The organism is Pseudomonas sp. fls2-241-R2A-110 (assembly GCF_030209165.1).
Taxonomy (GTDB): domain Bacteria; phylum Pseudomonadota; class Gammaproteobacteria; order Pseudomonadales; family Pseudomonadaceae; genus Aquipseudomonas.
Map to the genome: position 1 here is coordinate 24,948 of NZ_JARVSN010000023.1, position 26,192 is coordinate 51,139.

A 26,192-nucleotide genomic window follows, 5' to 3' on the forward strand; every position below is an offset into this window, starting at 1 on the left:
ATGCATAACAACAAGAAAGGTACTACTAGATGAATGCGATTTCTCGCCTCGCTACTGTCATTTCTCTCGCTTCACTGCTTCCTCTGTCTGCATTCCCGCTGAGTACGCTTGCCGCCGATTCCAAAGGTTCGGTAGAAGTCGTTCACTGGTGGACGTCCGGTGGTGAAAAAGCTGCTGTCGATGTCCTCAAGGCCCAAGTCGAAAAAGACGGATTCACCTGGAAGGACGGTGCTGTCGCCGGTGGTGGCGGTGCTACGGCCATGACCGTATTGAAAAGCCGCGCCGTTGCCGGTAACCCGCCGGGTGTCGCGCAGATCAAAGGTCCGGACATTCAGGAATGGGCGTCTACCGGTCTGCTCGACACCGACGTTTTGAAAGACGCTGCCAAAACAGAAAAATGGGACAGCCTGCTCGACAAGAAGGTCTCCGATACCGTGAAGTACGACGGTGATTACGTGGCCGTGCCGGTGAACATTCACCGCGTCAACTGGTTGTGGATCAACCCGGAAGTCTTCAAGAAAGCCGGCATCGAAAAAGCGCCAACCACCCTTCAGGAATTCTACGCGGCCGGTGACAAGCTCAAGGCTGCAGGCTTCATTGCGCTTGCCCACGGCGGCCAGCCTTGGCAGGACAGCACCGTGTTCGAAGCGGTGGTTCTTTCGGTCATGGGTGTCGACGGCTACAAGAAAGCCCTGGTCGACCTCGACAACGCTGCACTGACCGGTCCTGAGATGGTCAAGGCGCTGACCGAGCTGAAGAAAGTCGCGACCTACATGGACGCCGACGGCAAAGGCCAGGACTGGAACCTGGAAGCGGCCAAGGTCATCAACGGCAAGGCCGGCATGCAGATCATGGGTGACTGGGCCAAGAGCGAGTGGACAGCGGCCAAGAAAGTCGCCGGCAAAGACTACGAGTGCGTAGCCTTCCCGGGCACCGACAAGGCCTTCACCTACAACATCGACTCCCTTGCCGTGTTCAAGCAGAAAGACAAGGGCACCGCTGCCGCTCAGCAGGACATTGCCAAGATCGTGCTGGGTGAGAACTTCCAGAAAGTCTTCAGCATCAACAAAGGCTCGATCCCGGTTCGAAACGACATGCTGAGCGACATGGGCAAGTACGGTTTCGACTCCTGCGCCCAGACCGCTGCCAAGGACTTCCTGGCGGACGCCAAGTCCGGCGGCTTGCAGCCGAGCATGGCGCACAACATGGCGACCACGCTGGCGGTACAAGGCGCGTTCTTTGATGTCGTGACCAACTTCATCAACGACCCGAAAGCCGATCCAGCCACTGCCGCCAAGCAACTCGGCACGGCGATCAAAGCGGCCAAGTAATGCTTGGCCCCTGTAGGAGCGAGCCTGCTCGCGATGGCGGTGTATCAGTTGATACATCCAGAGTCTGACACTCAACTATCGCGAGCAGTCTCACTCCTGCAAGGGGAAGCATTTTCAACGTAAATTTTCTCTCGTACTGGATTTCCCCATGAGTTCTGTTGCTGTGTTCAGCAAGGCCTCGCCGTTCGATGCATTGCAGCGCTGGCTCCCCAAACTGGTGCTGGCGCCCAGCATGTTCATCGTTTTGGTGGGGTTCTATGGCTATATCCTGTGGACCTTCGTCCTCTCGTTCACCACGTCGACCTTCCTGCCGACTTACAAGTGGGCAGGCCTGGCGCAATACCAACGGCTGTTCGACAACGATCGTTGGTGGGTAGCGAGCAAGAACCTGGCGCTTTTCGGCGGCATGTTCATCGGTATCACCTTGGTGATCGGTGTGCTGCTGGCGGTGTTCCTTGATCAGCGAATTCGTCGCGAAGGTTTCATTCGCACCATTTACCTGTACCCGATGGCGCTCTCGATGATCGTCACCGGTACGGCCTGGAAATGGCTGCTCAACCCGGGCATGGGCCTGGACAAATTGCTGCGTGACTGGGGCTGGGAAGGCTTTCGCCTGGACTGGCTGATCGACCCGGATCGCGTTGTGTATTGCCTGGTGATCGCGGCGGTCTGGCAAGCCTCGGGCTTTATCATGGCGATGTTCCTCGCCGGTCTGCGAGGCGTTGATCAATCGATCATCCGTGCCGCCCAGATCGATGGCGCGAGCATGCCGCGCATTTACCTCAAAGTGGTGTTGCCGAGCCTGCGCCCGGTGTTCTTCAGCGCAGTGATGATCCTGGCCCACATCGCGATCAAGAGTTTCGACCTGGTGGCGGCAATGACGGCCGGTGGCCCGGGTTATTCGTCCGACCTGCCTGCGATGTTCATGTATTCCTTCACCTTCAGTCGCGGCCAGATGGGCATGGGCTCGGCCAGTGCGATTCTGATGCTCGGTGCGATTCTCGCAATCATCGTGCCTTACCTGTACTCCGAGCTGAGGACCAAGCGTCATGACTAGTTTCGCTGCCAAACCTTCCATCAGCCTGAGTCGCATCGCGATCTATGGCGTGCTGATCCTTGCTGTATTTCTGTACCTGATACCGCTGGTGGTCATGCTGTTGACCAGTTTCAAGACGCCCGAAGACATCAACTCCGGCAACCTGCTGAGCTGGCCGACCGTGGTCAGCGGCATCGGCTGGGTCAAGGCCTGGGGCACGGTTGACGGGTATTTCTGGAACTCGATCAAGATCACCGTTCCGGCGGTGCTGATCTCCACCGCCATCGGCGCGCTGAACGGCTATGTGCTGTCGATGTGGCGCTTTCGCGGCTCGCAATTGTTCTTCGGCCTGCTGTTGTTCGGTTGCTTCCTGCCGTTCCAGACCGTGCTGCTGCCGGCCTCGTTCACCCTCGGCAAGATGGGCCTGGCCAGCACGACCACGGGCCTGGTGTTCGTGCACGTGGTGTATGGCCTGGCGTTTACCACGCTGTTCTTCCGCAACTACTACGTCAGCGTGCCCGATGCGCTGGTGAAGGCGGCGCGGCTCGATGGCGCAGGCTTCTTCACCATCTTCCGCTTGATCATCCTGCCGATGTCCACCCCGATCATCATGGTCTGCCTGATCTGGCAGTTCACCCAGATCTGGAACGACTTCCTGTTCGGCGTGGTGTTCTCCAGTGGTGACTCGCAACCCATTACGGTGGCGTTGAACAACTTGGTCAATACCAGTACCGGGGCCAAGGAATACAACGTTGATATGGCGGCGGCGATGATCGCCGGGCTGCCGACCCTGCTGGTCTATGTGGTCGCAGGCAAGTATTTCGTGCGCGGGCTGACGGCCGGCGCAGTCAAGGGGTAATCATGGCAACGCTCGAACTTCGCAATGTAAACAAGACCTATGGCCCTGGCCTGCCGGACACCCTCAAGAACATCGAACTGTCGATCAAGGACGGTGAGTTCCTGATCCTGGTCGGACCTTCGGGTTGCGGTAAATCGACCCTGATGAATTGCATCGCCGGCCTGGAAACCATCACTGGCGGCGCGATCATGATCGGTGACCAGGACGTCAGCGGCATGAGCCCCAAAGACCGCGACATCGCCATGGTGTTCCAGTCCTACGCGCTGTACCCGACCATGAGCGTGCGCGAGAACATCGCCTTTGGCTTGAAGATCCGCAAAATGCCCGCCGCCGACATCGAAGCGGAAGTGGCGCGGGTGTCCAAGCTGCTGCAGATCGAACACTTGCTCAACCGTAAACCGGGCCAGCTCTCCGGTGGTCAGCAACAGCGCGTGGCGATGGGCCGTGCCTTGGCGCGTCGGCCGAAGATCTATCTGTTCGACGAACCGCTGTCCAACCTCGACGCCAAGCTGCGCGTCGAGATGCGCACCGAAATGAAACTGATGCACCAGCGCCTGAAAACCACCACGGTCTACGTGACCCACGACCAGATCGAAGCGATGACCCTGGGCGACAAGGTGGCGGTGATGAAGGACGGGATCATCCAGCAGTTCGGCACGCCGAAAGACATCTACAACAACCCGGCCAACCTGTTCGTGGCGAGCTTCATCGGTTCGCCGCCGATGAACTTCATCCCGCTGCGTTTGCAGCGCAAGGACGGTCGTCTGCTGGCGCTGCTCGACAGCGGCCAGGCCCGTTGCGAATTGCCAATGGGCATGCAGGACGCCGGTCTGGAGGATCGAGAAGTGATCCTCGGCTTGCGCCCGGAACAGATCGTGCTGGCAGGTAGCGAGGCCAATGGTTTGCCGACCATTCGCGCCGAAGTCCAGGTCACCGAGCCAACCGGTCCCGACACCCTGGTGTTCGTCAATCTCAATGAAACCAAAGTCTGCTGCCGTCTGGCGCCGGACGTTGCACCGGCTGTGGGCGAGACCCTGACGCTGCAATTCGATCCATCGAAAGTGCTGTTGTTCGATGCCAAGACGGGGGAGCGCCTGGGCGTGGCCGGTCAACCAAAAGCCGAGAGCCACAGCGCCAATGTCGCTCAGTTCAAAGGCCGCTAGAGATCAATTGTAGGAGTGAGCCTGCTCGCGATTGCGAACTTTCATTCAACATTGATGTTGACTGACACACCGCTATCGCGAGCAGGCTCACTCCTACAGGGGGATATGCGCGGAGCGGCCTGTCGCTCTGCGCAAAAGATGTAACCGCGTTAAATAAAAACAGTTAATAACAATAAAACGAGGATGTAGGGATGAAGAAGAAGAACAACGCTCAGCTTATCTGCCAATTGTCAGCTGTTGCGGCAATGATGATGGCCGGTAGTGTGCATGCGGCTGACGCGTTCAGCGCCGATTCCAAGTGGATGACCGGTGATTGGGGTGGCGAGCGGACCAAGCTGATTGAACAAGGTATCGACATCAAGGCCGACTACGTCGGTGAAGTCGGCGGCAACCTCCATGGCGGCTACAACGACGACAAGACTGCCCGTTACGCTGACCAGTTTGGTCTGGGCGTGGCGCTGGACCTGCAAAAGCTGTGGGGCTGGGATAACACCCAGGCCAAGATCCAACTCACCAACCGTAACGGTCAGAACATCTCCAACGACCGCGTCGGTGACCCGCGTGCCGGGACCTTGAGTTCCTCTCAGGAAGTCTACGGCCGTGGTCACATGGTCCGCCTGACTCAACTGTGGGTTCAACACCAGTTCCTCGACGGCAAGCTGGACGTCAAGGCCGGTTACTTCGGCGAAGGCGAAGACTTCAACACCTTCCCGTGCGAGTTCCAGAACCTGGCGTTCTGCGGTTCCCAGGTGGGCAACTGGGCCACCAACATCTGGTACAACTGGCCAATCAGCCAGGCGGCGTTGCGTGTGAAGTACAACATCACGCCTGAGTTGTATGCGCAGATCGGTGCCTACAACCAGAACCCGACGCAGCTGGAGCACGGTAACGGCTTCAAGCTCAGCGGCAGCGGTACCCAGGGCACCGTGTTGCCAGTGGAGTTGGTCTGGTCGCCGAAGGTCAACGGCCTGCCGGGCGAATACCGCGTGGGTTACTACAAGAGCACGGCTGACGCCAATGACGTTCTCAAAGACGCCAACGGCAATGACGCAGCGACCACCGGTAACAGCTACCGCGTTCACGACAGCAAGCACGGCTACTGGGGTGTCGTGCAGCAGCAACTCACCACCCACAATGGCGACGCTTCCCGTGGTCTGAACGTTGCGGCAAACGCCACGTTCCACGACAAGGACACCAACGTCGTCGACAACTACCAGTCGCTGATGTTTGTGTACAAGGGCCCATTCGACGCACGTCCAAAAGACGACGTCGGGATTGGTTTCGCCCGTATCCATGTCAACGATGACGTGAAGAAAAACGCTGAGTTGGTCAACGCCAGCAACGGTGTCTCCGACTACAACGATCCGTTGTTCTCGCCGCTGCGTAGCACCGAGTACAACTACGAAATCAACTACGGCTTCCACGTGACCAACTGGCTGACTGTGCGTCCCAACCTGCAATACGTCACTCACCCAGGTGGTGTCGACGAAGTCGATAACGCGCTGGTCGCCGGCCTGAAAATTCAGTCGGTGTTCTAACGCTGTTGCGATAAGCTCCTCTCTATGTGCGCATTTTTGCGGACAGCCTTGGCTGTCCGCTTTTTTTTGGGGGCCGCGCACGCCCTGGTAACAGATGTTTTTCAGGACCGTGGCACATGCATGAGCATCCGCTACAACGCTTCTTCAAATCCTTGCGCGAACGACCGGTGTTTGCGTGGGAGCGCTATCAGAAGCGCGACGTGCTGGTGATCGACCATCCGCTGTGTCAGGCGGTGTTCAGTCGTCAGGGCGCGCAGTTGCTGCACTTCCAGCCCACAGGCCAGAAACCCTGGCTCTGGTGCGCGGCGAAGTGGCCGCAGGTGGGTGCAATTCGTGGTGGCGTGCCGGTGTGCTGGCCGTGGTATGGCCGTCATCCAAGCGAAAACGCGTGGCCTTCCCATGGCTGGGCACGGTTGATCGACTGGAAGCTGCTCGACAGCCGCCATGACGACGATGGCGTGCACCTGCATTGGCAACTTCAGCTATGCGACTGGCAAGTGGACTTGCACGCACACCTTGGCGAACGAATGGATTTACGCCTGAGCACCGAGCATCAGGACAGCTTGCCGTGCCAGTTGAGTCAGGCGTTGCACGCTTACTGGCGTATTGGCGACGTGGGTGAGGTAGCGCTGTCTGGACTCGATGGCGCACAGGGATATGATCAATTGAATCGCCAGGTTTGCCAGCAGGAAGGTGAATTGCGGGTCGAGGGTGGCTGTCAGCGGGTGTTTCAGCATGACGGCGAATTGCACATCAAGGACCATGCCTGGCAGCGCGAGTTGTGCATCGACACCGGCGATCATGCGGACACGGTGGTTTGGCACCCGGGCACGCGCCCGTTGCTGGGAGTGAGCTGGAACGAGATTTCCGAGTTTGTGTGTGTTGAAGCCGCGAGCGGAGGGACGGATAGTCTCAGCCTGGCGCCGGGGCAGAGGGCGCATTTGAGTTTGCAGGCGCGGGTAGGGGCGTAATGATCGTCCCCACGCTCTGCGTGGGAATGCCTCAAGGGACGCTCCGCGTCCAGTGACGCGGAGCGTCACGGGCTGCATTCCCACGCGGAGCGTGGGAACGATCGGCGTGGGCTCAGTTGAACTCATCCCCGATCGGATACCGGCTGGCATTCAGGCTCTCTTTGATCTTGCGCAAATGCGGCTGGAAATCCACGCCCCGGCGCAAGGTCATGCCGGTCGCCAAGACATCCAGCACCGTCAGCTGAATGATCCGCGAGGTCATCGGCATATAGATGTCAGTGTCTTCGGGCAACGGAATGTTCAGGCTCAAGGTACTGGCCTTGGCCAATGGCGAACCTTCGGCGGTCAACCCCAGCACCGAAGCGCCGTTCTCCCGGGCGATACGCGCCACTTCCACCAGTTCGCGAGTGCGGCCGGTGTAGGAGATGATCACGAACAACTCGCCGGTGTGTGCCACCGACGCAATCATGCGCTGCATCAGTACGTCGGCGTGGGCGGTGACGGCCAGGTTGAAGCGGAAGAACTTGTGCTGCGCATCGAGCGCCACCGGGGCCGAGGCGCCGAGGCCGAAGAAATGGATCTGCCGGGCCTGGATCAACAGGTCGACGGCGCGGCTGATCAGGTTCGGGTCCAGTGCCTGCAACGCACTGTCCAGCGAAGCGATGGCGCTGCCGAAAATTTTCTTGGTGTACGCCTCGGGATTGTCATCGGCCTCGACCGCGCGGCTGACATACGCTGCGCCACTGGCCAGGCTCTGGGCTAATTGAAGCTTGAGCTCCGGGTAGCCGCTGACGCCGAACGAACGGCAGAAACGGTTGACCGTCGGCTCGCTGACCTTTGAGGCCTGGGCGAGGGCGGCGATGCTGAACCGGGTGGCCTGCTCTGGGTTGAGCAGGATGACTTCGGCGACTTTGCGTTCTGCCTTGTTCAGGTCTTCAAGGCGATTCTGGATCTGTTCCAGTAAATTTCGCACGCGGTCCATAGATGTTTCCTTAGCTCGCAAACAAGAGAGCAGTGCAAATAAGGGCCCTGGCTATGCAAATTGGGACTTTGATCGGGCCCGTAACGGTGGCCTATCCTACTGATGGCTCCGACCGACCACCACTCGGAATCTGTATTTTGCGAAAATGTTGTGGTTATTACTACATTTTCCCTTGAGTGATGCCTTGAAAAAAGGTATTTGTAGCTTAACTTGATAAAAGAACAAACATCATGCCTTCGATTACGGTTGAACCGTGCACCTTTGCCTTGTTCGGCGCCCTCGGCGATCTGGCCCTGCGCAAGCTGTTTCCTGCCCTTTATCAACTCGATGGCGCAGGCCTGTTGCACGAGGATACGCGCATTATCGCGCTGGCCCGTGAGCCTGGCAGCGAGCAGGAGCACCTGGCGTTCATCACCTCGGAGCTGCGCCGTTACGTCGGTGCCAAAGAGCTGGACGAAGCTGTGGTCGAACGCTTCCTGGCTCGCTTGAGCTACCTGCATGTGGACTTCCTCAAGGCCGACGATTACGTCGCCCTGGCTGAAATGGCGGGCAGCGCTCAACGCGTGATTGCCTACTTCGCCACCCCGGCAGCTGTTTACGGCGCAATCTGCGAGAACCTGTCGAAGGTTGGCCTGGCCGAAAACACCCGTGTAGTGCTGGAAAAACCAATCGGTTCGGACCTGGAATCCTCGCGCAAGGTCAACGATGCCGTGGCGCAGTTCTTCCCGGAAAATCGTACTTACCGCATCGACCACTACCTGGGCAAAGAGACCGTCCAGAACCTGATCGCGCTGCGATTCGCCAACAGCCTGTTCGAAACCCAGTGGAACCAGAACTACATCTCCCACGTGGAAATCACCGTGGCCGAGAAGGTCGGGATCGAAGGCCGTTGGGGCTATTTCGACAAGGCCGGCCAGCTGCGGGACATGATCCAGAACCACTTGCTCCAGCTGCTGTGCCTGATCGCCATGGACCCGCCGGCCGACCTGTCCGCCGACAGCATCCGTGACGAGAAAGTCAAAGTGCTCAAGGCGCTGGCGCCGATCAGCCCGGAAGGCCTGACCACGCAAGTAGTGCGCGGCCAGTACATCGCTGGCTACAGCGAAGGCAAACCGGTGCCGGGTTACCTGGAAGAGCCGAATTCGAACACCCAGAGCGACACTGAAACCTTCGTCGCCCTGCGCGCTGATATTCGCAACTGGCGTTGGGCCGGCGTGCCGTTCTACCTGCGTACCGGCAAGCGCATGCCGCAGAAACTGTCGCAAATCGTCATCCACTTCAAGGAACCGTCGCACTACATCTTCGCCCCCGAGCAGCGCCTGCAAATCAGCAACAAACTGATTATCCGCCTGCAACCGGACGAAGGCATTTCCTTGCGCGTGATGACCAAAGAACAAGGCCTGGACAAGGGCATGCAGCTGCGTAGCGGCCCGTTGCAGCTGAATTTTTCCGACACCTGGCGTAGCGCGCGGATCCCCGATGCCTACGAACGGTTACTGCTGGAAGTGATGCGCGGCAATCAGAACCTGTTTGTCCGTAAAGATGAAATTGAAGCCGCGTGGAAATGGTGTGACCAGTTGATCGCCGGGTGGAAAAAATCCGGTGATGCGCCCAAGCCGTACGCGGCCGGGTCCTGGGGACCGATGAGCTCCATTGCTCTGATCACGCGGGATGGGAGGTCGTGGTATGGCGATATCTAATTTGAAACTGCCTCAGGGTGTCAGCGCCCATGAGTTCAAGAGCCCGGTGCTGTTGGCTGAGGGCCTGGCGCTGAATGTGGCCAAGCAACTGAGCGAGGCCATCGATGCACGCGGCACGGCGACCCTGGTGGTTTCTGGCGGTCGCAGCCCGGTGGCGTTCTTCCAGCACCTGGCCAAGCAGACGCTGGACTGGTCCAAGGTCGTGGTGACCCTGGCCGACGAGCGTTGGGTGCCGGTCGAACACGCCGACAGCAATGCCGGTCTGCTCAAGCGCTATCTGCTGCAAGGCCCGGCGGCCAAGGCGCAGTTTCTGAGCCTGTACAGCGCGACCGCGAACCTTGAGCTGGCGGCCGAGCAGGCTGACCGTTTGCTCGCCGAGTTGCCCCCAATCGACGTGCTGATCCTCGGCATGGGCGATGACGGTCACACCGCGTCGCTGTTCCCGAACAGCCCGAACCTGGCCGACGCCTTGAAAGTCGACGGTACACGTCGTTGCTACCCCATGCTGGCGCCTACCGTGCCGCATCAGCGCCTGACCATGAGTCGTGCGCTATTGGCCTCGGCCAAAACCACCGTTCTATCGATTTCCGGTCAGTCCAAACTGACCACCCTGAGTGCCGCATTGGCCGGTGACGATGTCGCCGCCATGCCGATTCGCGCGTTTCTGCAACCTACGTTAGAGATTTACTGGTGCCCATGAGCCAAGGATCAGCCGCTATGACAAACACATCCCCGACCGTTTCCATGGCGGACAAAGTTGCCCTGATCGACAGCCTCTGCGCCAAGGCGCGGATTCTGCCGGTGATTACCATCGCTCGCGAACAGGACGTCCTGCCACTGGCCGACGCCCTCGCGGCCGGTGGCCTGACGGCCCTGGAAGTGACACTGCGTTCGCAGTTCGGCCTCAAGGCCATCCAGATCCTGCGCGAGCAGCGTCCGGAGCTGGTGACCGGTGCCGGTACGGTGCTGGATCGCACCATGCTCGCCGCTGCCGAAGCGGCGGGTTCGCAATTCATCGTCACGCCGGGCATCACCCGTGACCTGCTTGAAGCCAGCGTCGACAGCCCGATTCCGCTGTTGCCAGGCATCAGCAACGCCTCCGGCATCATGGAAGGCTATAGCCTGGGTTATCGCCGCTTCAAGCTGTTCCCGGCGGAAGTCAGCGGTGGCGTTGCGGCCATCAAGGCACTCGGCGGCCCGTTCGGTGAAGTGAAATTCTGCCCGACTGGCGGCGTCAGCCCGGCCAACATCAAGAGCTACATGGCGTTGAAAAACGTGATGTGCGTGGGCGGTAGCTGGATGCTTGATCCGGAGTGGATCAAGAACGGCGACTGGGCCCGCATTCAGGAATGCACCGCCGAGGCCCTGGCGCTGCTGGACTGATCGGCTTTTACCTGACACCTCGTTGTGTGTTCTACGGCTTTACGGTGCGCTTGGTCGGTGCACCGTTTTTTTTTGCCCGCAAAAAAAACGTGTGGGAGCGTGGCTTGCCCGCGATGAACGATGACGCGGTATGTCTGTCGGACCGTGGTGTCTGAATCGCGGGCAAGCCACGCTCCCACAGGGACATCAGGCGATACATAGTTACCGCATCTCACCGCTTAACCAGCGTTAACCTGCGTTCATCTTATGGAAGAGAGAACGTCATGGACGACAACACTTCAGTTGCACCTTCACACCCGGTCTACCTGCTGTCTCCCGAGCAAATTGCCGGTCCGTATTTTCGCAATCCCCAACTGATCAGGCGCAACATCAGTGAAAGCGCTGACGGCATTCCGTTGGTGCTTCGACTGGCAATCGTCGATGCCATGACCGGCCAGCCGGTGACCGGAGCCTTGGTCGATATCTGGCATTGCAATGCGCGCGGAGCGTATTCGGGCTGGAGCAAGATCAATCCGGACAAGGAAGTCGACGACGGGGACATCGGCTCGATCCTGCGCACTGACGACGACACCTACCTGCGTGGCGGGCAATTCACTGACAAGAAAGGCATCGTGCGTTTTACCTCGATCTATCCGGGGTTCTACGCCGGCCGAGCCGTGCACATTCATGTCGCCGTCCGAATAACCTCCGGCAACAACTTTCTGCAAGAACGGCACGTCGCCTGGGTCGGTCAGCTCTACTTTCCCGAGGTCGCCTCACGTTCGGTGCTCAACGCCCGCGAATACGGCGGTCGATCCGCTTCACCGCTGACCAACGATCAAGACTTTCACTATCAACACCAGGGCGGCGAAGCGTCGACGTTGACCGTTCACACCCTCGGTCGAGATTCAAACGAGGATGGCTATTTTGGCCACATGACCATCGGCATCGACACGTTCGCCGCCTCGACACACATCAAACCGGAGGACTTCGACAAGTACACGGTATGAGGTCAGCGCAGTTCGCTCAGCGCCCGCGCCAGTAAATTCATCTCGGCAGCAGTGTTCGTGAGCCCCGGCGTAATGCGGATGCACGGCCCGCTCGCGGCGCCGCTGCGGACAACGGTGAACAGGTTGTAGTCGTTGAGCAGGCGCTCGACCATCGCCTGTTGATCGGCATGGCGGGTAAACCGCATCGAGGTGATTGCGCAATACAGGCGTGGGTCGTCCGGGGTCATGACATCAATTCCCGGCAGTGACCTGACCGCATTGACCCACAGGTTGCGCAGGTAGTTGAGCCGTGCACTCTTGGCCGCGGCGCCGCCCATGGCCAGGTGCTCCTCGAACACCAGTGGCAGGGTCAGCAACGCCGGGATGTTCGGCGTGCTGTAGGGCGTGCGGGCGCGAATATCGGTGACCGGGAAATGCATCTCGCCCATGTCCGGATCAATGTCCGCCAGGCGCTCGGGGGCAATGTAGATAAAGCCCAGCGTCAGGGGCGCGCCGATCCATTTGTGCAGGTTGAAGCCTGCAAACGAAATGCCCAGCTCATCCAGATTGAATTCAAGCTGACCCAAGGCGTGCGCACCGTCGAGGATCACGTCAATGCCCCGTTCCTTGGCTGCAGCGGCAATGGCCTGAACGGGCATGACCAGTCCGGTGCGGTGGGTGACGTGGGTCAGGGCCATCAATTTGAGCTTTGGATATCGCTCGAAAGCGTCGCGATAAGTGCTCAGCAAGCTGTCGAAACTGGCGGGGTGTTGGTGGTCGATTTCGATCACTTCCACACCACGATGCCTGGCGAGCCAGCGCATTGCGCCTTTGACCGTGTCGTATTCCAGGTCGCAGATCAGCACTTGATCGCCCGGCTGCAGGCGGTTGTAGTTGCGGATCAATGACTGCAAGCCGTCCGAGGCGCTGCGGGTGAGGGCAACGGTGTCGGCGCGAACCCCAAGCAGTCCGGCAAGCTGTTCGAGGATCAGAAGGCTTTCGCTTTGTTCGAAACGCTGACGCACATACACCGAGTTGCCACGGTTGATCAGCTCGATGTTGCGCTGGTATTCCTCGACCACGGTGCGCGACATTCGGCCGAAGTAGCCGTTTTCCAGGTTGATGGGCCCGGGTTCGACCGCATAGCGGTCGGCAAAGGTCTTCCAGAATTGTTCATCACGGGCGCGGCGAGTGTTATCGGGCATGGGCTATTCGGTCCGGTTTTACACGATCAGTCAGTGGCGCGGAGCAGGTTTGCCGTGTTTGGCGCGCAACGGTTCGAGCAGTTCGGCCAGTCCGTTGTGATCAATTTCCTGCATCAGGGCCAACAAGCCGCCCAGTTCGCCATGGGGAAATCCTTCCCTGGCAAACCAGTTCAAGTATTGGCCGGGAAGATCGGCAATGATTCTGCCCTTGTACTTGCCGAAGGGCATTTCGCGGGTGATCAGCAGTTCGAGTTTCTCTGGGTTCATCATCGGTCGTCTGGGTTCATTCGAGCTGGAAAATACAGGCATTCTGCATGCAGGCCAATTGACAGATCATGCAAAAAAAGCGGATACAGATTTTTTCGTTAAATCTAACTAATTGAAAAATAAAGAATATATCTTCAGTTCGAAGCTGGCATGCAGGGTGCAATAGCTATTACATCTTTCATCAACCCGCGAGGAATTGAAAATGACCGACATGAATAAAGAAGCGATCTCTGTACTCAACGACCTGATCGAAACCAGCAAAGACGGTCAGGAAGGGTTCAAGACATGCGCTGAAGATATCAAGCACCCTGAACTCAAAACCCTGTTCGTGCAACGCTCGACTGATTGCGCGACCGCTGCGGCGGAGCTGCAAAGCGCCGTGCGTTCGATGGGTGGCGATCCAGAAACTTCCACCAGCGTCAGCGGCGACTTGCACCGTCGTTGGGTTGACGTGAAAGCGATGTTCACCGGCAAAGATGAAGAGGCCGTGTTGAACGAAGCCGAGCGTGGTGAAGACCATGCGCTGAAGGCTTACAAAGAAGCCATGGAAAAAATCAACAAACACAACCTGGTGGGCATTCGTGACTTGGTTGAACGTCAGTACCACGGCGTGCAACGCAATCACGATCAGGTAAAAGCCCTGCGTAACCAGGCTCGCGCACGCTCTTAAGCGTTCGTAGCCTGTCAAAAACGCCAGCCAGTCTGGCGTTTTTTTGTGCCTTGGAATTAGTGCTGGACGGGCTATAGATAGCTAGCTAATAATTTGTTTTTCAAGTGTATGAGTCATGGCTCAACTGAACCGACTATCGTTAAATCGTCCTTCCAAGAGTGCTTTACGTGCCTATCACTTTGCAGGCTTTGTTTGCGCCTGACCGCCGCGCCCTTCAATTCGCAATCAAAACCCTGCTCGGTGGCGGTCTGGCGCTGTGGCTGGCGTTGCGATGGGGCCTGGAACAACCGGCCTGGGCGCTGATGACGGCGTTTATCGTCGCCCAGCCATTGTCCGGGATGGTGGTGCAAAAGGGACTGGCGCGACTGTTGGGAACGCTGATCGGGACGATCATGTCGGTGGTGTTCATGAGCGTGTTTGCTCAGACGCCGTGGCTTTTTCTGCTGGCATTGGCGTTGTGGCTCGGGCTCTGTACAGCGAGTTCGACGTTGTTGCGCAGTGCCTGGTCCTATTCATTTGTACTGGCCGGTTACACGGTGGCGATCATCGCGCTGCCGGCCATTGCGCATCCGTTGACGGTGTTCGACCAGGCGGTGGCGCGTTGCACGGAAATCTGTCTGGGCATTCTTTGCGCCACGGCGGCCAGTGCGTTGCTCTGGCCGATGCGGGTCGAACGGCAACTGGCGGATCAGGCGCGAGCGGCGTGGCGCAGCGGGATGAATGCGGCGCGTGCGACCTTGGCCGGCGACGCCCAGGCGCGCAAAGGCCTGCTGGAAATTCTCGGGCGCATTGTCGCCGTCGATGCCCAGCGCGAACATGCCTGGTTTGAAGGTGGACTGGGTCGGCAGCGCGCACGGGCGATCAGTGGCTTGAGTCAAAAATTGTTGATGTTGCTGCGCATCGCCCGTTCGGTGCGTCGGCAATGGAAGCAACTGGACGCACCCGAAGCCGAGCAACTGCGCCCCTGGATGACCGAGGTTCAAGACGCGCTCGACAGCGCCGATACCGCGACGCTACAAGCATTACGGCCAAGGTTGCTCGACGCCTGCCATGACCCGCGGATCAGTTCCGCGCAGAGTTATTGCCTGGCCCGTTTCACCCTGCTGCTCGACACCGCCATGGCCGCGACGACGGCATTGAGGGCGGTGGAGGAGGGCCGTGAAACGGTCGATCCGCCGCGCACCCTGACGCCACACCGCGACCTGTCATTGGCCTTGGTTTTCGGTGCACGCAGTGCCTTGGCATTTCTGGTGGTCTCGTGTTTCTGGCTCGCCACCGCCTGGCCTGCTGCGGCGGGTGCGCTGGTACTGACCTGCGTGGTGTGCAGCCTGTTTGCCAGTCGTGAGAATGGCGCGCAGATCGGCATGAGCTTTATGCGCGGGATTTTTCTGGCGATACCGGCGGCGTTTTTCGTCGGGCAGATTCTGCTGCCGCAATGGAGCGGGTTTGCGTTGCTCTGCCTGGGCATGGGCGTGCCATTGTTTCTCGGTGCGCTGGGCATGGCCAAGCCACAGATTGGCGCCACGGCCACCTCGTTCTGCTTGCACTTCATCGTCTTGGTGTCGCCGCTGAATGCGATGAAGTTCGACGTCGCCACGTTCTTCAACAGCGCCCAGGCGATGGTGGTCGGTGTCGGCGCGGCGGTGCTGGCGTTTCATTTGCTGATCCTGCGTAACCCGACCTGGCATGGGCGCCGTTTGTTGGCGGCGACGCTCGACGATTTGGTCCGACTGACCCGGCGCAATCTGCGCGGTGCCGAAAGCTGGTTCGGCGGACGCATGGCCGATCGCTTGCTGCAACTGGCTCGGCATTATCCAGAGTTGCCGGAACCGGCGCGCAGTCGCTGGGACGATGGTCTGCTTGGCTTGGACATCGGCGATGAATTGCTCCATCTGCGTTTGAGCCTGGCCGTGGCGCAGGTGCCGGTCAGCGCGCCTCAGCAGCGTTATCTCGAGCGGCTGGAAAAAGTCCTGGCACAAGGCCCCGCAGGCGACTGCGCGGATGCGCTGGAACAACCGAGCGAAGAGTTTTTGAAAACTTTGTACGCGTTGCCGCCCAGCGACGCGGTGAAACTGGCGCAGGGCGCGGTGCTGCAATTGCAAAGCAGCTGGCGCGCCTGGTGCCGCCAACAGGAGCAAAGCCATGGGCTTGCGTGAGTGGTCGGTGGGCGGGGTGCTGCTCAGTCCGTTTCTGATTTATGTATTGCTGGCGCTGCTGGTCACCGGGGCCTTGCGCATGCTGTTGCGCCTGACCCCGGTGGGCCGCTGGATCTGGCACGAAGCGCTATTCGATTGCGCCTTGTACGTCTGTGTATTGACCTTGATCACCGTCGTCCTCGGACCTTTATAAGGAGTTGAACATGCGTACCCCCGTACGTGTCGCGGTAACCCTGTGCCTGGTGGCGGTGGCGATATTCGCCGGTTTCCATTTGTGGCAGTACTACATGCTCACGCCCTGGACCCGGGATGCGCGGATCCGCGCCGACGTGGTGGTCATCGCCCCGGATGTGTCGGGATGGGTGCGTGAACTCAAGGCGTTCGATAACCAGCAGGTCAAGGCCGGCGATCTGTTGTTGAGCATCGACCGCGACCGTTTCGAAGCGGCGCTGGAGAAAGCCCAGGCGGTGGTGCAGACGCGCCAGCAGCAGCTCAATCTGCGCGAGCGCGAAGCTAGCCGCCGCGCGAGTCTTGGACCACAAGCGATCAGTGCCGAGTTGCGCGAGAACGCTCAGATCAATGCCGGCATCGCCCGTGGCGAACTGCGCGAGGCTCAGGCTGAGGCCAAAGTCGCCGAACTCAATCTGGCTCGCAGCCAGGTCCATGCGCCGCGCAATGGGCACATCACCAACCTGCGCCTGGCCGAAGGCAATTATGTGAATGCCGGGCAATCGGTGATGGCCTTGATCGATGATTCGACCTTTTATGTGCAGGCCTATTTCGAGGAAACCAAGCTGCCACGGATTCATGTCGGCGATCCGGTGAAGGTCTGGTTGATGAGCGCGGGGGAGGCCTTGGACGGGCACGTGGAAAGCATCAGTCGCGGGATCACCGACCGCAACACCACGCCGGACGGGCAGTTGTTGGCGGAGGTGGAACCGACGTTTAACTGGGTGAGGCTGGCGCAGCGGATTCCGGTGCGGATCAAGATCGACAACCTGCCGCCGGAAATGAATTTGAGTTCAGGGATGACGGCGAGCGTGCAGGTGCAGGAAGGTAACCACTGATCGTTCCCACGCGGACGGTTCGACGTGGGAACGATCAGGCGCTTTAGCCGATGCTGATGGCCGGCAAGGTCGGCAAGGTCACGGTCTGCTGCTTGCGCGGCGCCAAGATCTCGGCCTCGCCATCGACGACTAATTCGTCACGCTGGTTAAACACGCGAGTGGCAATTCGTACACGAAATTTCGGCATTTTTTCCAGGATTTCCAGACGCACCGTCAAGGTGTCGCCGATCTTCACCGGCTTCTGAAAGCTCATCTGCTGGCCGATGTAAATCGTCCCCGGCCCAGGCAATTCACAGGCAACGGCGGCGCTGATCAACGCGCCACTGAACATGCCGTGAGCGATGCGCTCCTTGAACATGGTGCCAGCGGCGAATTCGGCGTCCAGGTGCACTGGATTGTGATCGCCGGACATGGCGGCGAACAACTGAATGTCGCGCTCTTCGACCGTCTTGCTGTAGCTGGCGGTCTGGCCGACTTCGAGGGCTTCGTAAGGGGTGTTGGTAACCTGGGTCATCTGTTTCAATTCCTGTCACGAATAAATAAATTCACAAAAAAACTATTCCGATCTGGGCGGCCGGCGGTGGCTCAGCGTCTGCGCAATCCAGTTCAACACGTCGTTGATCACTTCATCGCTGTTGCTCTCGTTGAACAATTCATGCCTGGCCTGAGGGTAAATAGTCAGTTGCAGATTGCGGCTGCCAGCCTCGCGAAGTGCGTGGGCCAAGTCTTTCAGACGTTTGCCTTCGCTGACCGGATCACATTCACCACCAATCACCAGCAACGGCAGGCCCGGATCGATCTGCGCGAGATTGGACGCTTTGCTGATTTGCTGCAAGCCGCCGAGCAAATCGATCCACAGTTGATTGGTGCAGCGAAAGCCGCAAAGCGGGTCGTTGGCGTACAGGTCGACCTGCGCCGGATCGCGGCTGAGCCAGTCGAAACGCGTGCGCGCCGGTTTGAATTTCTTGTTGAACGAGCCGAACGACAGCCACTCGATCAGCGCGCTACGACCCTTCGGACCTTGGCGCAAACGTTCGAGCCGGGCAATCTGGCGGGCCACGCGATACAGCGCCACCGGTTGGAAATTCGAGCCGCTGAGCACCGCACCATGCAGGCTGGCGCTGTGGTGCAGCAAATAAGCCTGGGCGATGTAGCTGCCCATGCTGTGACCGAGCAGCACGATCGGCACGCCGGGGTGCTGCTGGCCGATGTGCTGGTTGAGGCTGGCCAGGTCGCCGACGACTTTGCACCAGCCGTCGTCATCGGCGAAATGGCCGAGCGTCCCGTTTTCGGCAGTTTTGCCATGTCCGCGCAGGTCCGGCGCGTAGACGCCATAACCCTGAGCGCAGAATTTTTCCGCCAGACGGGCGTAGCGTCCACTGTGCTCGGCCATGCCATGCGCCAGCAGAATCACCGCTTTCAGAGGCGCGGCGGGCAGCCATTGGTTGACGAAGAGGCGGCTGCGGTCACTCGCGGTCAACCAGAAAGTGTCGTGGATCATGGCGATTCCTTTGCATGGGGCTGCATGGCATGGGCGTCGCTGCATTGTATAGCGCATCCCGCGCTTGCCGTCTGATCAGGCCACGCCACGGCTGGAAGATTCACATGATCAATGACGGTTCTGTCGTATTTGCCTGATTCGCCATAGCTGCTAGTGTCCGTGGAGCTCCGCCTTTCGCTTTTTGTTTTTGAACAAGGACAGAAACGCGGCCCCGGATAGGTTCAGGTAAAGAGGACAAGAACAATGCAACCTGATTTCTGGAATGACAAACGCCCGGCCGGCGTGCCCCTGGATATTGATCTTGGGGTTTACAAGTCGGTGCTTGAGGTGTTCGAGCGTTCCTGCAAGAAATTCGCTGATCGTCCCGCGTTCAGCAGCATGGGCGTGACCCTGACCTATGCCGAGCTGGAACGCTACAGCCTGGCGTTCGCCGGCTACCTGCAAGCCCACACCGACCTGGTGCCGGGGGATCGCATTGCGGTGCAGATGCCCAACGTCCTGCATTACCCGATTGCCGTGTTCGGCGCCTTGCGTGCCGGGCTGATCGTGGTCAACACCAACCCGTTGTACACCGCGCGGGAGATGCGCCATCAATTCAAGGACTCCGGTGCCCGGGCGCTGGTGTACCTGAACATGTTCGGGAAGAAGGTCGAGGAAGTACTGCCCGACACCGACATCCAGTACCTGATCGAGGCGAAGATGGGCGACCTGATGCCCGGCGCCAAGGGCTGGCTGGTCAATACGATGGTGAGCAAGGTCAAGAAGATGGTCCCGGCGTATTCATTGCCGCAGGCTATTTCTTTCAAGAGCGCGTTGCGTCTGGGCCGGGGCCTGGGCATCAAGCCGCTGAAAGTCGGCCTCGACGACATTGCCGTGCTGCAATACACAGGCGGCACCACGGGTCTGGCCAAAGGCGCGATGCTGAGCCACGGCAACCTGGTCGCGAACATGCAGCAGGCGCGGGCCTGTCTTGGGCAGTTCGGTACCGACGGTCAGCCGCTGCTGCGTGAAGGCCAGGAAGTGATGATCGCGCCGCTGCCGCTGTACCACATCTATGCTTTCACGGCGAACTGCATGTGCATGATGGTCACCGGCAACCACAACGTGCTGATCACCAATCCGCGGGACATCGGCGCCTTCATCAAGGAGCTGAAGAACTGGCGGTTCTCGGCGCTGCTGGGGCTTAACACGCTGTTCGTTGCGCTGATGGACCATCCAGACTTCAAGACCCTGGATTTCTCCAGCCTCAAACTCACCAACTCCGGCGGCACTGCATTGGTCAAGGCCACTGCTGAGCGCTGGGAACAACTCACCGGTTGCCGCATCACCGAAGGTTACGGCCTGACCGAAACCTCGCCGGTGGCGTGTACCAACCCGTATGGCGACAAGTCGCGGATCGGCACGGTCGGCCTGCCAGTGCCCGGCACTACGCTCAAAGTGATCAACGATGACGGCGTCGAGCAGGCCTTGGGCGAGCGCGGCGAGCTGTGCATCAAAGGCCCGCAGGTCATGAAGGGTTATTGGAACAAACCCGAAGCCACCGCCGAAGTGCTGGATGCCGAGGGCTGGTTCAAGTCCGGTGACATTGCAGTGATCGACCCGGACGGTTTCGTGCGCATCGTCGATCGCAAGAAAGACATGATCATCGTCTCGGGTTTCAACGTGTACCCGAACGAGATCGAAGACGTGGTCATGGCTCACCCGAAGGTCGCCAACTGCGCGGTGATCGGCGTGCCGGACGAGCGTTCGGGGGAGGCGGTGAAGTTGTTTGTGGTGGCCCGCGAATCGGGAGTCAGCCTCGAAGAGCTGAAGGCCTACTGCAAGGAAAACTTCACGGCGTACAAAGTGCCCAAGCACATTGTCTTGCGTGAGTCGTTGCCGATGACGCCGGTGGGCAAGATTCTGCGGCGGGAGTTACGCGATATCGCTTGATCGATGAATGGCTGCGCTTCGCGCAAATCGCGGGCAAGCCCGCTCCCACAGGATCAGCAGTGAACCTTGTGGGAGCGGGCTTGCCCGCGATGCTTTTAGGGACTAAAGCCCCATTTTACGGGACTTTCAAGGCGCTATAGAATTTTTGCTCTAAAATGACCGCTTGCTGTTCTTGAGTCATTAAAGTGACTGTAGAGGCCGCTTTTGGCTCTAGTCGACCCTTGGCAAAGCTGCTACTCTCGGCGCGCTTTGTGACTTCTCGGCCTAGTAAAAAGCCAGACTCACCAACAAAAGACACGATAAAAAACACACACCAATAATAATCGCATCAAATGCGGTGAAGAATTCGCGTTGCTGAGGAGTGGGCTTCCATGAACGAAGACTTTTGGAAGGATAAGTACCCTGCTGGGATTGCTGCCGAAATCAATCCAGACGAGTATCCGAATATTCAGGCAGTGTTGAAACGATCCTGCCAACGCTTCGCTGACAAGCCGGCTTTCAGCAACCTGGGCAAGACAATCACCTACGGTGAGCTGTATGAATTGTCCGGTGCTTTTGCCGCTTACCTGCAACAGCATACCGACTTGCAGCCGGGCGATCGAATCGCCGTGCAACTGCCCAACGTATTGCAGTACCCGGTTGCTGTGTTCGGTGCCATCCGCGCCGGGCTGATCGTGGTCAACACCAACCCGCTGTACACCGCGCGGGAAATGGAACACCAATTCAAAGATTCCGGTGCCAAAGCCCTGGTTTGTCTGGCCAACATGGCGCACCTGGCTGAAATCGTCGTGCCCAAAACCGGCGTCAAGCACGTGATCGTGACCGAAGTGGCCGACTTGCTGCCACCGCTCAAGCGCCTGCTGGTCAACAGCGTCATCAAGTACGTGAAGAAGATGGTCCCGGCATATCACTTGCCCAAGGCCGTCAAGTTCAACCATGTACTGAGCAAGGGCCACGGCCAGCCAGTGGCTGAAGCCAACCCGGCCAGCAGCGACGTTGCCGTGCTGCAATACACCGGCGGCACCACCGGCGTGGCCAAGGGCGCGATGCTCACCCACCGCAACCTGGTGGCGAACATGTTGCAGTGCAAGGCGCTGATGGGCTCCAACCTCAACGAAGGCTGCGAGATCCTGATCACGCCGCTGCCGCTGTACCACATCTATGCCTTCACCTTTCATTGCATGGCGATGATGCTGATCGGCAACCACAACATCCTGATCAGCAACCCGCGCGACTTGCCGGCGATGGTCAAGGAACTGTCGAAGTGGAAATTCAGCGGTTTCGTCGGCCTCAACACGTTGTTTGTGGCCCTGTGCAACAACGAAGGCTTCCGCAAGCTGGACTTCTCTGCACTGAAAATCACCCTGTCCGGCGGCATGGCCCTGCAACTGGCTGCGGCCGAGCGCTGGAAAGCGGTCACCGGTTGCGGCATCTGCGAAGGTTACGGCATGACCGAAACCAGCCCGGTGGCCACGGTCAACCCGATCCAGCACATCCAGATTGGCACCATCGGTATTCCGGTGCCGTCGACCCTGTGCAAAGTCATCAATGATGCCGGCGTTGAACAGGCGATGGGCGAAATCGGCGAGCTGTGCGTGAAAGGTCCGCAGGTCATGAAAGGCTACTGGCAACGTCAGGACGCCACCGACGAAATCCTCGACAGCGAAGGCTGGCTGAAGACGGGTGACATCGCGCTGATCCAGCCTGACGGCTACATGCGCATCGTCGATCGCAAGAAAGACATGATCCTGGTCTCCGGTTTCAACGTTTACCCGAACGAGCTCGAAGATGTGCTGGCGACTCTGCCGGGCGTGCTGCAATGCGCGGCCATCGGTGTGCCGGACGAGAAGTCGGGCGAGGCGATCAAGATTTTCGTCGTCGCCAAGCCAGGCGTGACATTGACCAAGGAACAGGTGATGGAGCACATGCGTGCGAACGTGACCGGCTATAAGGTCCCGCGTTCCGTGGAGTTCCGCGATGCGCTGCCGACGACCAACGTCGGCAAGATCCTGCGCCGCGAGTTGCGCGACGAAGAGCTGAAAAAGCTGGGCGTGAAGAAAGTCGGCGCCGCGTAAAATAAAAAAGCCCCGCAGATGCGGGGCTTTTTATTGCCTGACTGATCGTTCCGACGCAGAGCGTGGGAACGATTTAATTACAGGCGGAACGGTGCGAAATTGACGTTGGTGCCCGCCGGACGCATGTCTTGCAGGAACGAGTCCTTGTCGGCGCTCAGTTCCAGGCTCAAAGCGGCTTTGCGCTTGCCTTCATTGCGCACCACCAGGCCTTCAAGCTTTTCGCGAAGGAACACCGTCGGCACTTTCAGGTGCAGCAGTTCGTCGGTGTCTGGCGTGTGCATCAGCAGGTGAACCCATTCGTACTGACCAATGGCCAGCCGCGCGACCGGGATATCGAACCACCAGATGTTGCGATTGCGGTTCAATTCAGTGAAATGGCAGTTGTTGACGCCAAGCACAGCACCACCAAGTTCCTGGTTTCTGCGGGCAATGGCCTGCTTTTTATCGAGTTTCATAACATTCCTACGGGATTGGATCTTCAGCGCCATGGCCTGAATACGTTGCGCATTCTCGGGGGTTGGTCGACAAACATAAAGCCTAACCTGCGCTGAACGATGAAATGTACGATCGAAAATAAATGAAACTCCGTGCAAAAGCCTCCGGTCAATCCTTATGTAACGACTTTTCTCATTGAATTGTTCACAGGAGAAACACCATGAGCAGCACTGGCGATAAAGTAAAAGGCATGGCCAACGAAGCCGTCGGCAACGTCAAGCAAGGTGTCGGCAAAGCGACCGACAACACCAAGCTGCAAGTCGAAGGCAAGATTCAGGAAAAGAAAGGCGAGGCCCAGCAAGCGGTCGGTAAAGCCAAGGACGCCATCAAAAAGAGCGTCGACGAGGCTTGATCCAGCCTTTGATGAGCAACACGAACGGCCATCCAAGGATGGCCGTTTTTGTGTCACCCTGAACTTGCACAAGGAAATTGTTTCAAAGACGCCAAGTAAGCTAATTTGATGTAGAAAACGGCCCCTGAGTCGCCACGACTTCAACCCATATTGCGGCGAAAGGAGACGCTAATGTTTTTCCCTCATATGAAAGGCCTGCGCCTGCACCGTGTCATGGTGCGCACGGTCACTGAGTTCATCGACGACGAGATGTCGACCTATGCCTCGGCGCTCGCCTATCAGATGCTGTTCTCGCTGTTTCCCTTCATCCTCTTTCTGATCGCCCTGATCGGTTTCCTGCATTTGCCTGACTTCTTTTCCTGGCTGCGCCTGCAATCGGAACTGGTCCTGCCGCCCCAGGCGCTGGAACAGGTGAACCCGGTCATCGACCAGTTGCAGCAGTCCAAGGGTGGTTTGCTGTCGATTGGTATCGTGATTGCGCTGTGGACGGCGTCGGCCGGTGTGCGGTTGATGATGAGCGCGATGAACGCTGCCTATGACGTGGTCGAAGGCCGGCCCGCGTGGAAGCGTATCCCGCTGTCGATTATCTACACGGTCGGCATCGCCGGCATGCTGCTGATCGCCGCCGCGTTGATGGTGCTCGGGCCGCAAGTGATGGGCTGGATCGCTTCGCAAGTCGGTCTCGAAGACTTCATCGTGACGCTCTGGACCATCGTACGCTGGCCGGTGGTCGTGGTTCTGCTGATGGTGGCGGTGGCGCTGATCTATTACGTCATGCCTGACGTCAAACAGGAGTTCCGCTTTATCACCCCGGGCTCGGTGCTGGCGGTGGTGGTGTGGATCTGCGCCTCCGTGGGTTTTGGTTTGTACGTCAAGGAGTTCGCCAACTACAACGCCATGTATGGCAGTATCGGCGCGATCATCGTGCTGTTGCTGTACTTCTACATTTCTGCGGCGGTGCTGTTGCTGGGTGCGGAGATGAATGCAGTGATCGAACATATGTCGACCGAGGGCAAAAATGATGGCGAAAAAGTCCCCGGCGAACTCGATCACGAACCCAAACAACACGTTTCGGGACTGGCTCGGGATCACTCGCTCCAGCCCAAACCTGATGAAGTCATAAAATGATCCGTGAAATCCTGAAAATGGGCGATGAACGCCTGCTGCGCATTGCCCCGCGGGTCCCGGCCGAAATGTTCGACAGCCCCGAGCTGTGGCAACTGATCGACGACATGTTCCAGACCATGGAAAGCGTCGGCGGCGTCGGCCTGGCCGCACCGCAGATCGGCGTCGACCTGCAACTGGTGATCTTCGGGTTCGAGCACAGCGAACGCTACCCGGACGCTGACGCGGTGCCGCAGACCATCCTGATCAATCCGCTGATCACACCGTTGAGCCCCGTGATGGAAGAGGGCTTCGAAGGTTGCCTGTCAGTGCCTGGCCTGCGCGGCGCGGTGGATCGTTATCAGCAGATTCGCTACGAAGGTTTTGACCCCAAGGGCCAGCCGATTGTGCGGATCGCCGAGGGATTCCATGCGCGGGTGGTGCAGCATGAATGCGATCACCTGATCGGTCGGCTGTACCCGTCGCGCATCAGTGATTTCAGCAAGTTCGGGTTTACCGAAGTGATGTTTCCGGACCTCGATCCTAACGCAGACGACTGATTCGAAAACACCTCAAGCTACTGTGGGAGCGAGCTTGCTCGCGATGGCGGCCTGTCAGTCGATATCAATGTCGACTGTTCTGACCCCTTCGCGAGCAAGCTCACTCCCACATTTGATCTTCATATGGCTTTAGAGCGTTATCTGGCCAGTTCCATACCCATGGCAATCATCGGTTTACTGCGCGCATAACGGCTCAAACGTTCGGCCATCGAATAGGGCAACACTGGGTCGAAGGTGAACCCATGACGCTCATAAAAACCGCGCAAATCAGGATGACAAAAAAGCCACACCGGGCCTTCGATATCCTTGACCGCCTCGGCCATCAAAGCGCCAGCGATCCCTTGTCCGCGACACGCCGGATCGACGAACAGCCCCGTCAGCCAATGCCCCTCCGACACCGGCCGCAAACACAGCGCGCCAATGATCCCGTCGCGTCTTGCGACCCACAGTTGAGCGTCGCGCACGGCTTTCATCGACGATTGGTGGGCGCGATAAAATTTGTTCATCAAGGGCCACATAGGCTCCTCGAGCAAGGTGTACTGGGTGTTGGGCATGGTCGTGGACTGTCGGTGCGCAAAGCGGGCGATTATAAAAGAACACGAGCGCAGCGATAGGTGTATACCTGATCTCACATCCCGTATGAGTGGAGTACGTATCATGGCCAAAGGCATGGATTCAAAAAAAGCAGCAAAGAAGAAACCGGCGAAAACCGCCGATGAAAAGCGCGCGGACAAGAAGGCCAAGAAGGTGGATGTGTTCGGCCATTGATTCCGCGTTGATCGTTCCCACGCTTTTTGCGTGGGAGCGCAGCCCTTGACGCTCCGCGTCACTGGACGCAGAGCGTCTCTAGAGGCATTCCCACGCAGAGCATGGGAAC

Annotated in this window: 26 protein-coding genes; 19 read left to right on the forward strand and 7 right to left on the reverse strand. The window is 58.8% G+C overall.

Annotated elements, in window-relative coordinates; translation table 11 throughout:
• Nucleotides 1-29 precede the first annotated feature (29 nt).
• The 6 genes from QRN31_RS18800 to QRN31_RS18825 all read left to right on the forward strand — a co-directional run bounded on the left by QRN31_RS18800 (nucleotide 30) and on the right by QRN31_RS18825 (nucleotide 6,898).
• Nucleotides 30-1,331, forward strand: coding sequence for an ABC transporter substrate-binding protein (locus tag QRN31_RS18800; RefSeq protein WP_285433709.1), 1,302 nt, complete (start codon nucleotides 30-32; stop codon nucleotides 1,329-1,331).
• 148 nt (nucleotides 1,332-1,479) lie between these two features.
• The gene (locus tag QRN31_RS18805) at nucleotides 1,480-2,388 is read left to right on the forward strand and encodes a carbohydrate ABC transporter permease (RefSeq protein ID WP_090187348.1); all 909 of its coding nucleotides are present in this window, start codon (nucleotides 1,480-1,482) and stop codon (nucleotides 2,386-2,388) included.
• Nucleotides 2,381-3,226 carry a carbohydrate ABC transporter permease gene (locus tag QRN31_RS18810; RefSeq protein WP_090187346.1) on the forward strand — a complete coding sequence of 282 codons (846 nt, stop codon included), beginning with the start codon at nucleotides 2,381-2,383 and terminating at the stop codon, nucleotides 3,224-3,226. Before QRN31_RS18805 ends, QRN31_RS18810 begins: the two co-directional genes overlap by 8 nt.
• Before the next feature lie 2 nt (nucleotides 3,227-3,228).
• Nucleotides 3,229-4,389, forward strand: coding sequence for an ABC transporter ATP-binding protein (locus QRN31_RS18815; RefSeq protein ID WP_222588146.1), 1,161 nt, complete (start codon nucleotides 3,229-3,231; stop codon nucleotides 4,387-4,389).
• Between the two features lie 191 nt (nucleotides 4,390-4,580).
• Nucleotides 4,581-5,927, forward strand: coding sequence for a carbohydrate porin (locus QRN31_RS18820; protein ID WP_285433712.1), 1,347 nt, complete (start codon nucleotides 4,581-4,583; stop codon nucleotides 5,925-5,927).
• Between the two features lie 116 nt (nucleotides 5,928-6,043).
• Nucleotides 6,044-6,898, forward strand: coding sequence for a D-hexose-6-phosphate mutarotase (locus QRN31_RS18825; protein WP_090187339.1), 855 nt, complete (start codon nucleotides 6,044-6,046; stop codon nucleotides 6,896-6,898).
• 112 nt (nucleotides 6,899-7,010) lie between these two features.
• On the opposite strand, the gene QRN31_RS18830 is transcribed toward QRN31_RS18825, so the two are convergent.
• Nucleotides 7,011-7,871 (reverse strand): MurR/RpiR family transcriptional regulator, encoded by an 861-nt coding sequence (locus tag QRN31_RS18830; protein WP_173667542.1) that lies wholly within the window; start codon nucleotides 7,869-7,871, stop codon nucleotides 7,011-7,013.
• A gap of 239 nt (nucleotides 7,872-8,110) precedes the next feature.
• On the opposite strand from QRN31_RS18830, the gene zwf reads away from it, so the two are divergent.
• The 4 genes from zwf to QRN31_RS18850 all read left to right on the forward strand — a co-directional run bounded on the left by zwf (nucleotide 8,111) and on the right by QRN31_RS18850 (nucleotide 11,952).
• Nucleotides 8,111-9,580 carry a glucose-6-phosphate dehydrogenase gene (zwf, locus tag QRN31_RS18835; RefSeq protein WP_285433714.1) on the forward strand — a complete coding sequence of 490 codons (1,470 nt, stop codon included), beginning with the start codon at nucleotides 8,111-8,113 and terminating at the stop codon, nucleotides 9,578-9,580.
• On the forward strand, nucleotides 9,567-10,280 hold the full coding sequence (pgl, locus tag QRN31_RS18840) for a 6-phosphogluconolactonase (protein ID WP_285433716.1): 714 nt from the start codon (nucleotides 9,567-9,569) through the stop codon (nucleotides 10,278-10,280). Before zwf ends, pgl begins: the two co-directional genes overlap by 14 nt.
• Before the next feature lie 17 nt (nucleotides 10,281-10,297).
• Entirely contained in the window at nucleotides 10,298-10,963 is a 666-nt protein-coding gene (locus QRN31_RS18845) for a bifunctional 4-hydroxy-2-oxoglutarate aldolase/2-dehydro-3-deoxy-phosphogluconate aldolase (protein WP_285433718.1), read from the forward strand.
• Between the two features lie 263 nt (nucleotides 10,964-11,226).
• The gene (locus tag QRN31_RS18850; RefSeq protein ID WP_285433719.1) at nucleotides 11,227-11,952 is read left to right on the forward strand and encodes an intradiol ring-cleavage dioxygenase; all 726 of its coding nucleotides are present in this window, start codon (nucleotides 11,227-11,229) and stop codon (nucleotides 11,950-11,952) included.
• Nucleotides 11,953-11,954: 2 nt separating this feature from the next.
• Here QRN31_RS18850 and QRN31_RS18855 read toward each other — a convergent pair whose 3' ends face one another.
• Both QRN31_RS18855 and QRN31_RS18860 read right to left on the reverse strand, forming a co-directional pair.
• Nucleotides 11,955-13,136 (reverse strand): aminotransferase class V-fold PLP-dependent enzyme, encoded by a 1,182-nt coding sequence (locus QRN31_RS18855; protein ID WP_285433720.1) that lies wholly within the window; start codon nucleotides 13,134-13,136, stop codon nucleotides 11,955-11,957.
• Between the two features lie 30 nt (nucleotides 13,137-13,166).
• On the reverse strand, nucleotides 13,167-13,403 hold the full coding sequence (locus tag QRN31_RS18860) for a DUF3820 family protein (RefSeq protein ID WP_090188871.1): 237 nt from the start codon (nucleotides 13,401-13,403) through the stop codon (nucleotides 13,167-13,169).
• A 202-nt stretch (nucleotides 13,404-13,605) separates the two neighbouring features.
• Between QRN31_RS18860 and QRN31_RS18865 the strand changes: the two genes are divergently transcribed.
• The 4 genes from QRN31_RS18865 (at nucleotide 13,606) to QRN31_RS18880 (ending at nucleotide 17,296) form a co-directional block, all read left to right on the forward strand.
• The gene (locus QRN31_RS18865) at nucleotides 13,606-14,073 is read left to right on the forward strand and encodes a ferritin-like domain-containing protein (RefSeq protein WP_285433723.1); all 468 of its coding nucleotides are present in this window, start codon (nucleotides 13,606-13,608) and stop codon (nucleotides 14,071-14,073) included.
• 167 nt (nucleotides 14,074-14,240) lie between these two features.
• On the forward strand, nucleotides 14,241-16,229 hold the full coding sequence (locus QRN31_RS18870) for an FUSC family protein (RefSeq protein ID WP_285433724.1): 1,989 nt from the start codon (nucleotides 14,241-14,243) through the stop codon (nucleotides 16,227-16,229).
• Entirely contained in the window at nucleotides 16,216-16,422 is a 207-nt protein-coding gene (locus QRN31_RS18875; protein ID WP_008151119.1) for a DUF1656 domain-containing protein, read from the forward strand. The genes QRN31_RS18870 and QRN31_RS18875 overlap by 14 nt, the downstream gene beginning before the upstream one ends.
• Nucleotides 16,423-16,432: 10 nt before the next feature.
• Nucleotides 16,433-17,296: an efflux RND transporter periplasmic adaptor subunit gene (locus QRN31_RS18880; protein WP_285433727.1), complete on the forward strand. Its 864-nt coding sequence runs from the start codon at nucleotides 16,433-16,435 to the stop codon at nucleotides 17,294-17,296.
• 43 nt (nucleotides 17,297-17,339) lie between these two features.
• Here the strand turns inward: QRN31_RS18880 and QRN31_RS18885 are convergent, their stop codons facing one another.
• Both QRN31_RS18885 and QRN31_RS18890 read right to left on the reverse strand, forming a co-directional pair.
• Complete coding sequence (locus tag QRN31_RS18885; RefSeq protein ID WP_208669565.1) at nucleotides 17,340-17,810, reverse strand: MaoC family dehydratase; 471 nt, start codon at nucleotides 17,808-17,810, stop codon at nucleotides 17,340-17,342.
• A 42-nt stretch (nucleotides 17,811-17,852) separates the two neighbouring features.
• Nucleotides 17,853-18,797 (reverse strand): alpha/beta hydrolase, encoded by a 945-nt coding sequence (locus QRN31_RS18890; RefSeq protein WP_285433729.1) that lies wholly within the window; start codon nucleotides 18,795-18,797, stop codon nucleotides 17,853-17,855.
• Nucleotides 18,798-19,040: 243 nt separating this feature from the next.
• Here QRN31_RS18890 and fadD2 point away from each other — a divergent pair, with 243 nt between their 5' ends.
• Both fadD2 and fadD1 read left to right on the forward strand, forming a co-directional pair.
• The gene (fadD2, locus tag QRN31_RS18895; RefSeq protein WP_285433731.1) at nucleotides 19,041-20,729 is read left to right on the forward strand and encodes a long-chain-fatty-acid--CoA ligase FadD2; all 1,689 of its coding nucleotides are present in this window, start codon (nucleotides 19,041-19,043) and stop codon (nucleotides 20,727-20,729) included.
• A 371-nt stretch (nucleotides 20,730-21,100) separates the two neighbouring features.
• Nucleotides 21,101-22,804 (forward strand): long-chain-fatty-acid--CoA ligase FadD1, encoded by a 1,704-nt coding sequence (gene fadD1, locus QRN31_RS18900; protein WP_285433733.1) that lies wholly within the window; start codon nucleotides 21,101-21,103, stop codon nucleotides 22,802-22,804.
• 77 nt (nucleotides 22,805-22,881) lie between these two features.
• Here fadD1 and QRN31_RS18905 read toward each other — a convergent pair whose 3' ends face one another.
• Nucleotides 22,882-23,259 (reverse strand): hypothetical protein, encoded by a 378-nt coding sequence (locus QRN31_RS18905; RefSeq protein WP_027923866.1) that lies wholly within the window; start codon nucleotides 23,257-23,259, stop codon nucleotides 22,882-22,884.
• A gap of 200 nt (nucleotides 23,260-23,459) precedes the next feature.
• Here QRN31_RS18905 and QRN31_RS18910 point away from each other — a divergent pair, with 200 nt between their 5' ends.
• The 3 genes from QRN31_RS18910 to def all read left to right on the forward strand — a co-directional run bounded on the left by QRN31_RS18910 (nucleotide 23,460) and on the right by def (nucleotide 25,315).
• A complete protein-coding gene (locus QRN31_RS18910; RefSeq protein ID WP_285433735.1) occupies nucleotides 23,460-23,651 on the forward strand; it encodes a CsbD family protein in 192 nt (63 codons plus the stop codon).
• Between the two features lie 171 nt (nucleotides 23,652-23,822).
• Nucleotides 23,823-24,779, forward strand: a complete 957-nt coding sequence (locus QRN31_RS18915) for a YihY/virulence factor BrkB family protein (RefSeq protein WP_222588131.1) — start codon at nucleotides 23,823-23,825, stop codon at nucleotides 24,777-24,779.
• Complete coding sequence (gene def / locus QRN31_RS18920) at nucleotides 24,776-25,315, forward strand: peptide deformylase (protein ID WP_285433736.1); 540 nt, start codon at nucleotides 24,776-24,778, stop codon at nucleotides 25,313-25,315. Before QRN31_RS18915 ends, def begins: the two co-directional genes overlap by 4 nt.
• A gap of 137 nt (nucleotides 25,316-25,452) precedes the next feature.
• Here def and QRN31_RS18925 read toward each other — a convergent pair whose 3' ends face one another.
• Entirely contained in the window at nucleotides 25,453-25,869 is a 417-nt protein-coding gene (locus QRN31_RS18925) for a GNAT family N-acetyltransferase (protein WP_285433738.1), read from the reverse strand.
• Nucleotides 25,870-26,192: the final 323 nt, after the last annotated feature.